This window comes from Pedobacter glucosidilyticus (assembly GCF_002483235.1).
GTDB classification, from domain to species: domain Bacteria; phylum Bacteroidota; class Bacteroidia; order Sphingobacteriales; family Sphingobacteriaceae; genus Pseudopedobacter; species Pseudopedobacter glucosidilyticum_B.
Genome location: NZ_DLHN01000022.1, coordinates 91318 through 104764 on the forward strand (window position 1 = coordinate 91318; position 13447 = coordinate 104764).

The window sequence follows — 13447 nt, forward strand, 5'->3', positions numbered from 1 at the left end:
CTACATACAAATGAATTGTAAAATTTCATACATTTGATTTGGTTAAAAATTGATTAATGGTTTCAAACTGGATTTTCAATTATTGACTTTTTTAAGGCCGGACGTGTTGCAGCACTTCCGGCTTTGTCATTTTCGTTTAGTGTATTTATTGCTTTACAATAATCCTCCTTCCTGATATTTTAAACTTTATATTACCTGTTAATTGCAAAATCTCTAATACCTCTTGTATATTAGCATATTTAGATATTGAACCACTGATGATGACATTATCCACATTATCCTCATAAACAATATCTACATCATACCATCTTGACACTTGTCTTAAAACACTTTTTATGTCTTGACTACTAAACATCAAATCACCGTTTTTCCATGCTACCGCTTCCTCTGTATCAACTTGAGATATTTTTATATTCTTTGATGATTTAGCTTGTTGCCCTGGTTTTAAAACTTTATAATCTTTTATAGTATGATGATTACCTTCTTCTGATAATAAGGAAACTTTAACCGCACCTTCTAGAAGCGTTGTTTTTGTTTCTCGCTCATCTTTATAAGCGTTTACATTAAAATGAGTACCCAGAACTTCTATAACCTGATTATCACTTGCAACCTTGAATGGCGTTTTCCTGTTTGACACTACTTCAAAATAAGCTTCACCCACAAGTTCAACTTTACGCTCAGCTCCTTTAAATGATGTCGGAAATCTTAAAGAAGAAGAAGCATTCAGCCAAACATGAGTTCCATCTGGAAGTATGATTTGATATTGACCACCTCTTGGTGTTGATATCGTGTTGTAGGATAATTGATTCTCTTCTAAATTTGAAGATGTTTCTAATATAGAATAAACGAGCTCTCCATAAGCGGTCTTAGTGATTTTTATACTCCCTTGTTGAGCTATTTCACCATTATTAGCAGAATCTAAAGTAACTATCGTACCATCTTCTAATGTTAAAGTCGCTCTATTATTTCCAGGAGTAATTTCTATTGATAAATCTTTGGTAGCTATTTGAGAATTATTGGTACTCCTTAAGAAGTATAATCCAAAAAACACCAAAAATACAGCTGCTACTGCTGATGCTATTTTCCATAATTTTATTGATTTTTGAATTGGTTTAATAAGGGCTTTTGAGACAATATTAGTATAAATCCTATTTCTAAGATCATCCTCATTATCATCCGATTCAATCTCTAAATAGGTGTCATCAAAACTAGTATACCATTGTTCAAGCTCTTCTTTTTCTTCTGGAGTTATAATGCCTTCCTGAAGCTTTTTTGCGAGCAAATCGATACGTTCAATTTTATTTGGCTTATGCATTGGTTATGCTTTTGTACTTAGCCAAATAAAAATTAAAATACCCTACCTCATAAATTGTTTTTTTTAAGATAAAATGAGAAGGATAGATAAATAGTGTCCAAAACGAGTTTTTAAGACTCTTAAAGCATGGGTTTTATGCTTTTCAACCGCTTTTTCTGAAATTGATAGCTGTTCTGCTATTTTTTTGTTTGTAAGATATTCTTCTCTACTCATCCTAAAAACTAGTTGGCATTTAGGTGGTAAAGTATTAATAGTTTCTTCTAATTGCTTTTGAAGCTGTTCTAAGTCATAAAGTTCAACTAATTTAGTAGTCTCATTCTTTTTTAAATCTGTAATTTCTGCGTTTCGAAGCTCTTCCCTAGCTCTTTTGGCTCTTCTATTTATAACTTCAAATTTTACAGCTGTTGCAAAGTAATTGTCGAATCCTGTTTTTAAAACAAATGCTTCACGCTTTCGCCATAGATTTAAAAACACATCTTGTACCAATTCTTCAGCTTCAACATGATCACCTAGGCGTCTACTTGCAACAACATAAAGCTTTTTCCAGTATCGGTTGTATAAAAACTCAAATGCAACAGCATCACCTTCTTTTAAAAGAAAAGCTAATTCTTGATCGCTGAGACTATCGTAAGACATTTAGGTTTATAAAAAACTAATATAATATAAAATCCAAGTTGATTTCAAACATTTATCAAACTTATATTAAAATATCAGCTTTATTGTAAAATCCCTATTAAGTTTTAGTTAATCCTCTCCTACTCCCATCATACAATTCATATTCTAACAGCCTGCAATCTAGCTTACCGTTGTAAAATTCTATCCTTCGCGATGCTCTTAAACCTATTTTCTTAGCTAAATCAGGGTTTCCCGTAAAGATGTATCCGGTATACCCTTTACACTCTTTTTTCATAAAATCGCCAATTCTGGCATAAGTAGCTTCTAGCTTGCTGTGTACGCCTAAACGTTCGCCATACTCGGGGTTAAACATAATCACCCCAGCTTCATCCTGAGGGATTCTTGTATCGGCAAAATCGCAAGCATAAAACTCAATCAATTGGTCTACACCAGCAGTTTTAGCATTCTTTTTACTGATGTCTATAGCATCTTCAGAAATATCTGTAGCAATAATTTTTAAATCTTGGTTTTTAATCACTTGGTCTTTTAGCCTTCTTCGCTCTGTAAAGAAAACCTCTTCTTCATAACCTAAAATGTGCATAAAACCATAATTCATACGTAACAATCCTGGCGTTCTGCCGGTTGCAATGAGGGCTGCCTCTATAGCTAAAGTTCCAGAACCGCACATCGGGTTTATAAAAGGAGATTTGAAATCCCATTGCGTAGCTAAAATGGTTGAGGCTGCAAGCGCTTCTAACATAGGCGCTTTACCCGGTATTTTTCTGTAACTGTGTTTAGCTAAAGTTTCACCGGATGTATCTAAAAAGATTTCTGCCTTTTCATTTTTCCAATATAAATGCACTACGGTTTTAGTGTAATCCGGACCAGAATTTGGTCTTATTTTATGTACAGATTTAATCCTGTCTGCAATGGCATCTTTAACTTTTAAATTAGCAAACAAAGGTGTGGTGATGGTAGAATTATCCACATTTGAGGTTACGGAGAAATAGCCACCAAAATCTATCAATTTCTCCCAAGCTATAGCAGTAACTTTTTGATACAGTTCTTCACCGTTCTCAGCATCAAATTCCTGAAGGCTATAAAGCACCTGACTAGCACATCTGAGGTTGAGATTCAGCCTGATACAATCATTTAAACTTACTTTAAGCTCTAGCCCAGTAGAAAAAATCCTAACAGGTTTAAAACCTAAATTTTTCACTTCTAATTCAAGATAAGGCGATAATCTTTTGTTGCAGGTTATGATAACCTTTGATGGGGTGTTGAAAACTTGATGCATAAGAATGCGCAATTTAATGATAAAAATATAGAGATTTGATTTTAGTTATTTAAAAACCTGTTGAAATGGAGATAAAAGGAAAAGTTCATGAAGTATCTGAAGTCATGAACGTTACTGATACATTTAGAAAAAGAGAGCTTGTTATAGAATTTGCCGAAAACCCACAGTACCCGGAATACGTAAAATTTGAAGCCATACAAGACAGGGTTTCATTAATGGATAATCTTAAAATTGGTGATGATGTTGAGGTTTCTTTCAATTTGAAAGGAAGACCATGGACAGACAAAACCGGTAAAAAACAATATTTCAATACTTTACAAGTTTGGAAAGTAAATGTATTAGGTGCTGATGCAGGTGCTCCTGCCCAAACACCGCCATTTGCAGCACCAGTTGATATTAGTGCAGCACCAGAGGCAGACGACGATTTGCCATTTTAAAGAGCCTATTTTCTGATTACAATGCGATAAAAAGCGGCACCAATCCCAAAGGTGACCGCTTTTTTTTAGAGCCTCACCCCAGCCCTCTCCAAAGGAGAGAGAGTGCCTAAATGTGTATTAAAATATTAAATGTTTAATAAAACAATTAAAAAATAAGCATAAGCAAAGTAGTCCTGCGCTTCCCTCTCCTTTGGAGAGGGATTGAGGGTGAGGCTGTTAAATAATGTTAAACCACCTCCATATTAAAGCATTGGTGTTTATATTTGATTTGAGATGAAGCGTAAAAGTATATCGGTTATTATTGGTTTAATGAGTTTTGCATTGTTGGGAGTGATGGCTATGCAATATTATTTCCTAAAAGAATCTTATCAATTAAAAACTCAAATTTTTGATAGTGCGGTAAATGATGCTTTAAAAAGTGTGGCTTATAAATTAGAAAAAAATGAAGCCGCAGCTTTTTTAGCTCAAAAAGCTGCAAACGAAAAAAAATTAAGAGAAATTAATAGGTTAAATCAAGATTTGAAATTTAGCCAAAACATCAGAAAATCAAAAACTATTGATCGTAACCCGCAAATTAAAGAAAATCCATCCCTAGCTTTTATCAGGCAACTTAAAAAAAATCAGGAAAAATCTGACAGTATTTTTAGGGTAAGAGATAGCATTTTAAGAAATAAATACCCTAATATTTTAGTATATAACGGCCCGGCGCAACAAGAAACTCCAGATAATGTAATTGCCGGCGTAAGATTTGATTTTGAAGAAGTTACAGACGAATTTGGCGTCAGACAAAATCTGGTTAAACAAGTTTATACAGAGCGATTACCTTCCAGAAAAAGACCCAAAAGAGGTAACGTTGTCGTAGATTCTATCAAACAATACGTTATTGTTGACCCTGTATTAGGCCCTGTTGTTCGTACCATTGGCAAACCTAATTACTTATCAGAAATTAGTGAAACTGAGCTTGCAGCAGCAGAGAAACCCATCCATAGCAAAGAAAAAGTAAAAGATGTTAAGCTTTACTTAGACTCGGTACAAAAAATCAGTAACAAAAAGGAGATTTTAAATGATTTAGCTTCAGAGTTTCAGCAAGCAAATGTACCTCTGCATAAACGTATTAAACCAGAATTGCTAGACTCTTTGCTATTGATAGAGTTGGCCAATAACGGCATCATGCTCAAGTACAATTATAAAATAAGCTCCAACAAAAGCTCCAGAATTTTATTCAGAAATGCCTCGGATAATACAATGGATTTTGAGCCAGAAAACACCTACAAAGCCGCACTTTTCCCAAAAGATATGGTACGTGAAGGCGGTTATTTGATGGTAAGTTTTCCAGAGAAAAATAGTCTCATCCTTAAAAATATGAACTCTATTTTGGCTTCATCCATAGGTTTATTGTTAATTTTAACCGGAAGCTTCGCTTATACCATTTTTTCTATCTTAAGACAGAAAAAGATTTCTGAGATGAAGACAGATTTCATTAACAACATGACACATGAATTTAAAACTCCGGTAGCCACCATCATGATTGCCAGTGAAGCTTTAAGAGACCCCGACGTTAATGAAGACCGCAAACGCGTAAATAAGTTGGCAAGCATTATTTATGATGAAAATATACGTCTTGGAGACCATATTGAAAGGGTACTTAATATTGCCCGTATAGAAAAAGACGATTTAAAAATAGAGCGTAAAGAAGTTAACATCCATGATTTAATTCATGCCGTTTCTGATAGTATGAACTTGCAACTACAAAAGAGAAATGCTATTGTAAACATGAACCTTATAGCCACAAAATCAACCATCATGGGCGATGAGCTACACCTTTCTAATGTATTTTATAACCTTATTGATAACGCCATAAAGTACAGTAAAGAAGCACCAGAGATTACCATCAACACCACTAATACCCAAACAGATTTTATAATTACCGTTACTGATAATGGAATTGGCATGGGAAGAGACCAGCAAAAGAAAATTTTTGAGCAATTTTACCGCATACCTACAGGTAACTTACATGACGTAAAAGGTTTTGGACTAGGCTTAAGCTATGTAAATAACATGGTGAAAAGAATGGGCGGAACTATAAAAGTGAAAAGCGAAAAAGATAAAGGCTCGGAATTTGAGCTCAAATTTCCATTAGCATAATACCATATAAATGAGTGCAAAAAAAATTCTTTTAGTAGAAGACGATCCTAACTTGGGGATGATTTTAGAAGACTACCTTTCTTTAAAAGGAAAGTTTGAGGTTACCCTTTGTGATGATGGAGATGAGGGCTTAAAAGCATTTACATCTTCAACTTATGATATTTGTATCCTGGATGTGATGATGCCTAAAAAAGACGGATTCACGCTGGCAAAAGACATCAGAAAGATAAACAAACACATACCTATTATTTTTGCCACAGCCAAAGGTATGATGGAAGATAAAACCGAAGCTTTTGGTTTGGGTGGTGATGATTATATTACCAAACCTTTTAAAATAGAAGAGCTTTTATTACGCATTAATGCCCTCTTAAAAAGAGCCGGCAACCAGGAAAAAGCTGAAGAAGAGAAACCTAAAATCTTCACCATTGGCAAGTATACCTTTGATTACCAGCATCAAATTATTATAAATGGTGATGAGCAACAAAAGCTAAGCACCAAAGAAGCGGAACTGTTAAGGTTATTATGCCTTAAAATGAATGATGTTTTAACCCGTGAAGAAGCACTTTTACAAATTTGGCATGATGATAATTACTTTAACGGCCGTAGTATGGATGTTTTCCTAAGCAAATTGCGTAAATATCTTAAAGAAGATGCCAGAGTAGAAATCATCAACGTACATGGAAAAGGTTATAAACTCTTGGTAAATTAGTAAGTAAAAGCTAATTTCATAAGAAATATTTTACTTATGAAGTTTCCTTCACTCAAACAACTTGGTTATACTGCGCTGGCTGTATTAAAAAGATTCCCTATCCCCATACTTTTTGCAGTTTTAGGAACCAGATCTTTAATTGCGCTTACCGTAAAAGATCTTAACAATACTTATAACGAAGAACTTGTAAAAGGCGCTTATATAGGCAATTTAGGTTTAGCACTTACCTTGGCTTTTGCATTATTTGCAGAAAAACATAAACTCAGAAACTCCATTAAAATAGGGGCTAATGTAACACTCATAGCTTTTTTATTTTCTTTAAGTTTTATCTTAAATCCTTTTGAAAAAGAAGCGCATATTTTAATGCTAGTCATTCTTGCATTTGCTTTTCATTTATTGGTTTCTGTCGCTGCTTTCCATAAAGCAGAAGAAAATCAAGCTTTTTGGCAACTTAACAAAAGTTTATTTCTACGTTTTTTAACATCTGCCCTGTACAGTGCGGTATTATTTATTGGGATAAGCATTGCCTTATTAAGCATTGAAGAATTGTTTAAAGTAAATTGGGATGATAAAATCTACTTACGTCTGTGGCTCATCATCGCAGGTGTATTTAATACCCTATTTTTTCTATCCGGCATTCCTAAACCTTTAGAAACACTTCAAGAAGAACAATCTTATCCAAAAGGGCTGAAAATTTTCACACAGTATGTGTTAATCCCTTTGGCAAGCATTTATTTAGTCATATTACTGGCTTATGAAGGTAAAATATTGTTAGAGTGGCATTTACCTAATGGTTTTGTTTCGGTATTAATTTTAGGTTATGCTGTTTTTGGGATGCTTTCTTTATTGCTAGTTCATCCACTCAGAAGTTTAGAAGAAAACAAATGGATAAAACTCTTTAGTAAGACCTTCTATCTGTTTTTAATTCCCTTAATTATACTTTTAGTGCTTGCGGTTTATACCCGAGTATCTGATTATGGCATAACAGAAAGCAGATATATTTTAATTGTACTTACCTTTTGGTTAAGCTTTATCACCTTTTATTTCTTAATAAAAGGACAAGAACATATTAGGATAATTCCCATCAGTTTATGTGCGTTAGCACTTATAATCTCCTTTGGACCATGGGGTTTACAAAGTGTTTCTAAAAACTCGCAACAAAAAATATTAAGCACTCTTTTAGCCACTAAACCTAATAAAGAAAGAGACCAGCAAATCAGAAACATTGTTGATTATTTATATGATTATCATGGTATAATGGCTTTACAGCCTTTTACTAAAGCATCGCTTAGCGATATTAAAACTTTTTTTAAGAATAGCCATAAAAAAGACTCCTTGAGTCAGTTTCAAAGTTATCAAGCTAAAGAAAATACCAAAGATTCTGTATTAAAGTTATTAGGACTTAATCCGCTTTATAACCCCGCAATGAAAGGCAATTTTTACAACTTTGCTAATAAAGAAAAAGAAGTTTTAAGTATTGAAAAGGCAAGTATTTTGGTAACTATAGAAAACCAGTCTTCTTTTAGAGATGATAAATGCAAAGAAATAACTGCCTTTGGAAAAGCTTTTAAAATATGTAAAGAGAAAGAACAAGAACTGTATCTGGTCTTAGGAAAAGAAAAGCTATCTCTACAACTTTATAAAATAGGAAAGCAATTGTTAAAAAAGAGCTATCCTATTACTGATAAAAACTATAATACTTTTCAAGTACCAAATAAAGATTTAACACTTACCCAGCAATGGAAAGGATTAAACATCACCATCAGAATAGAAGAAATAGGTATTGAGGAAGAAAATCAAGAAACAAGCATTCTACATTATAAGGTTTATGTGCTGATAACGCCACAAACTTTATAAAAAAACAGTGCATAAAAAAGCCTTTCAGGAATATTCATGAAAGGCTTTTTTTTATTTTGAGAAAACTAAACTCTTTTAGATTTGATACGAGCTGCTTTACCAGTAAGCTCACGTAAGTAGAATAATTTTGCTCTACGAACTTTACCAACGTTATTAACTTCGATTTTATCGATGTTTGGAGAATTTACAGGAAATATACGCTCTACACCTACACCATTAGACATTTTTCTTACGGTAAAGGTTTCTGTAGAACCAGCACTATTTCTCTGGATAACTACACCTTGATAAACCTGAATACGCTCTTTATTTCCTTCACGAATTTTATAGTGAACGCTGATGGTATCTCCAGATTTAAATGCAGGTAACTGTTTTTTCTCTACAACCTGCTCTTCTACAAATTTTACTAAATCCATGATTTTATGCTGTTAAGTTACGATTGAGATAAATACCAACCGCACCGAAATTTCGGAGTGCAATATTAGGGATAATTTTTGATAATTAAAAACATAATTAAAATTTTCCACAATTGATGTTTTATCTACATCCACACTATTTACGCATTAGATATGAATAAGTTATCCTTTATCGTTTTAGCTACTCACTAATTTTATTTCTATATCATCCAATGCTAATGAATCGCTTAACATACAAAGCTCGCCGTTGATACTCATTAAACACAATTCGCAAATTTGGTGGTCATAAGCTACAACATTACTATATACCTCTTTACTAAGTAAAAACGCATTTTTAATGATGATTTTTAAAAACATACCATCAGAGCTTGTACTTATAATTAATGGCAAACTACCGTGTTTATGGTTCAGTATACAGTTTCTTAAAATAGTTTTTAAAACATAAAAAAGTATAGGCTCTAAAGAAAGAAAGGTAACTTGATCATCCACCTCATTTATGATAACTTTTTCTGGCTGTAGATAATCTAACTGACTAATAATCTGGTTAATATATGATTTAAGATGGATAAGCTGTTTTTCTTTATGCTGATGATTTAATAAATATCCTAAACCTTCTATACTGTTGATCGTATTGTAAGAGGTATCCAGGAAAGCGTTTAAATGATAAAGAAAATCTTTATTTTCAATATCATTAGTTACAGATAGGTAATAACTAAAACTTTCTATGGATGACTTGGTGTCAACAAGCAGATGACTTAGTAACTTTTGCTTTAAAAGATCTACTCTTTTTTCTAACACAAGCTGATTATCCATGATGAAGATCCTCCAATAAAATCTCTGCTAAGCTTTTTTGAACAATTTTAAAGTTCATCAAGCTACCGCTTTCTACTCCAAATATTTTCTCTAGTAAAATTACTTTTTGATAAGGAATATCTTTTTCATCATCCATTTTAATGCTCCTATAATTGGCGAAGGTGTTTTGTGATACTCCAATAATTTTAGGAATTACTTTAATTGCTTTTTTATACTCCTTCATAGGCATATTATCTAGTATTTCATTTATTTTATATTTATACATAAAATCAATTTTTTGCGTTCATCACAAAATTTTGAGTATTTTAAACAAAATTTTGAGTAGATATAATATTTTTAGTAGAAATTACCAATAAAAATATGTTTTTTAATTGGCAAACAAAAATATTACTAATTTTTTTATGCAATTAAAACAAATTATAGATGAGTTACTTAAAGAGCGTAATCGATCTTTAAGTTGGCTGGCACAAAATACCGGGAAAACATTTGACGGGCTAAAATTATCCCTAATAAAAGAATCTCTTAAATATAGTGATGTTATAAAAATAGCGAAGGTTCTGGATGTATCGGTATGTAAACTTTTTGCAGAACATACGCTTAAACCCGCTGATGATAGATTTCTAAATAATTTGGAAGAAGAAAATGTCACTTATAGCACCGCAATCCAAAAAGAACTGGAAGCCTGTAAAGAGCTTAACATAACCCTTAAAAATCAGCTCAAAGACAAAGAATTAATTATACAGCTTTTAAGTAAAAAGTAGTATTACTCCAACAAATCTGGTCTGCGTTTTTTAGTGCGTTCTAAAGCTTGTTCATAACGCCATTGTTCTATTTTAGCTTGGTCTCCGCTCAACAAAATATCAGGTACTTTATAACCCTTCCAATCTGCCGGTCTGGAGTACACTGGAGCGTCTAACAATTCGCCTTGAAAAGAATCAGACAAAGCCGATGTTTCATCTGATAAAACGCCAGGTATTAATCTTACCACAGCATCAACAATTAAAGCAGCTGGCAGCTCGCCACCAGAAAGCACAAAATCTCCAACAGAAATCTCTCTGGTTACAAATACATCTCTAATTCTTTGGTCTATCCCTTTATAATGGCCACAAAGAATCATGATATTTCCTTTAATAGAAAGCTCGTTGGCTATTTCTTGTTTAAAAGTAACGCCATCGGGTGTCATAAAAATAATCTCATCATAAACCCTTTCTGCCTGTAATTTCTCTATACAAGCAGCAAAAGGCGCAATCTGCATCACCATACCACTACCACCACCGTAAGGATAATCATCAATACTTTTATGCTTATTGCTTGCGTAGTCTCTTAAATTGTGAATATGAATTTCTGCCAGACCTTTTTTTTGTGCCCTTTGCATAATAGAGTGTGCAAACGGACTGTCTAGTAAAGCCGGTAAAACGGTTATGATATCAAATCTCATAGTTCATTAATCTTGAAGGTAAACATCCAACAAACCATCCGGAAGTTCGATATTTAAGACCTTATTGTCCATATCAATACCCAATATTAAATCCTCAGATAAAGGAAACAATACTTCTTTTTCCTGATACATAACCGTAGCTAAAAACTGCTGCGGATATTCTCTCACCTCTAAAATTTCACCTAATTCGCCCTCTTGTTCATCAATAACTGTAAAGCCTGTTAAATCTTTGTAGCTAAACTCTTCCTTACTCTTTTTGGGCATTAACCTTTTAGCAAGAAAAATTTTCTTCTTTGCCAAGGGCTGCGCTTTATCAATATGATTAATATCTTCAAATAAAAAGTAACCTAATTGTTTTTGCGATAGCTTAAACTGCGAAACAAAATAAGGTACCATTTTGCCTCCAATTTCTACATATACCGATTTCAATTTTAACTTTTCAGGGTGATCATAACCAAAAGATACCTGAACCTCACCTTTTAAACCATGGGTTTTGGTAATATATCCTATTTCTACGTAATCTCCTGTACTCATTTATTGCTCTTTAAAAACTCTTGCAAAAGTAAAGTTTTTATGATGAGTTGATTTATAATCGTTTCATTAATTCATTATTCTGTTTTTTGATTATTATTGAGGATGCCTAAAAAGATTTTACTATACTTTTTCATGTTTTTGAGTTTTGCTGCTGTTGCGCAAACAGAAAGCAAAGTTATTTTAGTTACTATTGATGGTTTACGCTGGCAAGAATTGTTTAGAGGAGCAGATTCTTCCTTAATTTACAGCAGGTATAACAACCAAAAAGATTATTTATTTAAAAAATTTTGGCATAAAGATGTGCACAAAAAAAGAGCTTTATTAATGCCTTTTATGTGGAGCGAGATTGCCAAAAATGGTCAAATTATTGGGAACCGCGATTTAAAAAGTTATGCAGCAGTAAGTAATCCATCAAAGATTTCATATCCTGGTTATGCCGAGCTTTTTTCTGGTTTTGTAGATAGCAATATCACCAATAATAATAGGGTTTACAATAAAAACCCTAATGTGCTAAGATGGATAAACCAACAAGAAGGTTTTAAAGGTAAAGTAGCTTCTTTTTCCTCTTGGGACGTCTTTAATTATATTTTAGATGATTCTGCTCAGGATTTTATAATAAACGCTGGCGTAGAAGATTTAAAGCTTCCTGATATGGATGAAAGTTTTAAAGCCTTAAATGAGATGCAGCATTTAGCCCCTCCCTTTATATCTGATAAAGTAAGACTAGATGTAATTACCTACCAATTGGCTAAGCAATATGTAAAGTTTTATAAGCCCAAATTTTTACATATTGGTTTTGATGAAACAGATGATATGGCCCACGCTGCCGATTATAAATTTTATATAGAGCAGACTCGTAAAAGCGATGATATGATTGCAGATTTATGGAATTACCTACAAAACGATGATTTTTATAAGAACCAAACCACTTTAGTGATTACTACAGACCACGGCCGTGGCGAAAAACCATTTGGCAATTGGACTAGTCATGGTAAAAGCATCTCTGGCTCAGAACAGGTTTGGATAGCAGCCATTGGCCCAACCATAACAGCAAAAGGCGAAGTAAAAAATACCGACGAAATTTTTACCAGACAAATAGCAGGTACGCTGGCTAAACTTTTAGGATTAAACTTCAATAAAGACAATGTTTTTAAATAAATAAGGCGAGAAAAATCCCGCCTCATTTTCCACCCTCATCAATACCCCTTCTTCAATTTTCCTTTGTATGTTTTCTTAAACTTCTCGAACCTAGGAATAGAAACCGCTCTTACATAAGATTGGTTTGGGTTATGCGCTATAAAATCTTGATGGTATTCTTCTGCCCTGTAAAAAGCCTTTAAAGTTGCAAGCTCTGTTACAATAGGCTTACTAAACCTGTTGCTGCTGCTTATTTTCTTAATAGCATTCATGGCAATGGTTTTCTCCGCATCGGTTTGATAAAACAAAACAGAACGATAAGAAGAACCCCTATCTGGACCTTGTTGGTTTGGCGTGGTAGGGTCATGTGAAGAGAAAAATACTTCTACCAATTCTTCATAAGTGATAATTTTTGGATTATAATAAACCAAAACAGTTTCTGCATGACCTGTAGTTTCAGTATTTACCAACTCGTATGTTGGATTAACGGCAGTACCTCCGGCATAGCCAGAAACGGCAGAGTCTACACCAATAACAGCTTCAAAAATATGCTCAGAACACCAAAAACAGCCCGATGCAAAGGCAGCTATAGCTTTACCTTTTGGTGCTACCAACTTAACCGCATTGTTTTTAGGCACTTGTCCGTTAGTATTGCAAGAAATAATTAATAAAGCAAAAATGCTGGCACTTAATATTTTAACAAATTTCATGGTCTTACAATTTTAATCATAAACGAA

At 33.4% G+C, this 13447-nt stretch carries 15 protein-coding genes; 6 read left to right on the plus strand and 9 right to left on the minus strand.

What is annotated here, in order from left to right; translation table 11 throughout:
• Positions 1-145: 145 nt before the first annotated feature.
• The 3 genes from B2745_RS08400 to B2745_RS08410 form a co-directional block, all read right to left on the minus strand.
• Positions 146-1315: a FecR family protein gene (locus B2745_RS08400; protein WP_304065307.1), complete on the minus strand. Its 1170-nt coding sequence runs from the start codon at positions 1313-1315 to the stop codon at positions 146-148.
• Positions 1316-1378: 63 nt separating this feature from the next.
• Positions 1379-1951 (minus strand): RNA polymerase sigma-70 factor, encoded by a 573-nt coding sequence (locus B2745_RS08405; protein WP_304065309.1) that lies wholly within the window; start codon positions 1949-1951, stop codon positions 1379-1381.
• A gap of 97 nt (positions 1952-2048) precedes the next feature.
• Positions 2049-3227 (minus strand): THUMP domain-containing class I SAM-dependent RNA methyltransferase, encoded by a 1179-nt coding sequence (locus tag B2745_RS08410; protein ID WP_304065311.1) that lies wholly within the window; start codon positions 3225-3227, stop codon positions 2049-2051.
• Positions 3228-3292: 65 nt separating this feature from the next.
• Between B2745_RS08410 and B2745_RS08415 the strand changes: the two genes are divergently transcribed.
• The 4 genes from B2745_RS08415 to B2745_RS08430 all read left to right on the plus strand — a co-directional run bounded on the left by B2745_RS08415 (position 3293) and on the right by B2745_RS08430 (position 8375).
• Positions 3293-3664, plus strand: coding sequence for a DUF3127 domain-containing protein (locus B2745_RS08415; RefSeq protein WP_026904209.1), 372 nt, complete (start codon positions 3293-3295; stop codon positions 3662-3664).
• Between the two features lie 273 nt (positions 3665-3937).
• Positions 3938-5809, plus strand: coding sequence for a sensor histidine kinase (locus tag B2745_RS08420; protein ID WP_304065313.1), 1872 nt, complete (start codon positions 3938-3940; stop codon positions 5807-5809).
• 10 nt (positions 5810-5819) lie between these two features.
• Complete coding sequence (locus tag B2745_RS08425; protein WP_026904213.1) at positions 5820-6518, plus strand: response regulator transcription factor; 699 nt, start codon at positions 5820-5822, stop codon at positions 6516-6518.
• A 36-nt stretch (positions 6519-6554) separates the two neighbouring features.
• Positions 6555-8375, plus strand: a complete 1821-nt coding sequence (locus B2745_RS08430; RefSeq protein ID WP_304065315.1) for a DUF4153 domain-containing protein — start codon at positions 6555-6557, stop codon at positions 8373-8375.
• Positions 8376-8440: 65 nt separating this feature from the next.
• On the opposite strand, the gene rplS is transcribed toward B2745_RS08430, so the two are convergent.
• From rplS to B2745_RS08445, 3 genes are all read right to left on the minus strand, one after another.
• Positions 8441-8788, minus strand: a complete 348-nt coding sequence (gene rplS, locus B2745_RS08435; RefSeq protein WP_026904215.1) for a 50S ribosomal protein L19 — start codon at positions 8786-8788, stop codon at positions 8441-8443.
• 177 nt (positions 8789-8965) lie between these two features.
• The gene (locus B2745_RS08440) at positions 8966-9601 is read right to left on the minus strand and encodes a hypothetical protein (protein ID WP_304065317.1); all 636 of its coding nucleotides are present in this window, start codon (positions 9599-9601) and stop codon (positions 8966-8968) included.
• Positions 9594-9866, minus strand: coding sequence for a hypothetical protein (locus tag B2745_RS08445; RefSeq protein ID WP_304065319.1), 273 nt, complete (start codon positions 9864-9866; stop codon positions 9594-9596). Before B2745_RS08445 ends, B2745_RS08440 begins: the two co-directional genes overlap by 8 nt.
• A 106-nt stretch (positions 9867-9972) precedes the next feature.
• On the opposite strand from B2745_RS08445, the gene B2745_RS08450 reads away from it, so the two are divergent.
• Positions 9973-10362, plus strand: a complete 390-nt coding sequence (locus B2745_RS08450; protein WP_304065321.1) for a hypothetical protein — start codon at positions 9973-9975, stop codon at positions 10360-10362.
• Between the two features lie 2 nt (positions 10363-10364).
• Here the strand turns inward: B2745_RS08450 and trmD are convergent, their stop codons facing one another.
• Entirely contained in the window at positions 10365-11039 is a 675-nt protein-coding gene (trmD, locus tag B2745_RS08455) for a tRNA (guanosine(37)-N1)-methyltransferase TrmD (RefSeq protein WP_304065322.1), read from the minus strand.
• 6 nt (positions 11040-11045) lie between these two features.
• Positions 11046-11573: a ribosome maturation factor RimM gene (rimM, locus tag B2745_RS08460; RefSeq protein WP_304065324.1), complete on the minus strand. Its 528-nt coding sequence runs from the start codon at positions 11571-11573 to the stop codon at positions 11046-11048.
• 132 nt (positions 11574-11705) lie between these two features.
• On the opposite strand from rimM, the gene B2745_RS08465 reads away from it, so the two are divergent.
• Positions 11706-12731, plus strand: coding sequence for an alkaline phosphatase family protein (locus B2745_RS08465; protein ID WP_304065326.1), 1026 nt, complete (start codon positions 11706-11708; stop codon positions 12729-12731).
• A gap of 38 nt (positions 12732-12769) precedes the next feature.
• On the opposite strand, the gene msrA is transcribed toward B2745_RS08465, so the two are convergent.
• Complete coding sequence (gene msrA, locus B2745_RS08470; RefSeq protein ID WP_304065329.1) at positions 12770-13420, minus strand: peptide-methionine (S)-S-oxide reductase MsrA; 651 nt, start codon at positions 13418-13420, stop codon at positions 12770-12772.
• Positions 13421-13447 lie beyond the last annotated feature (27 nt).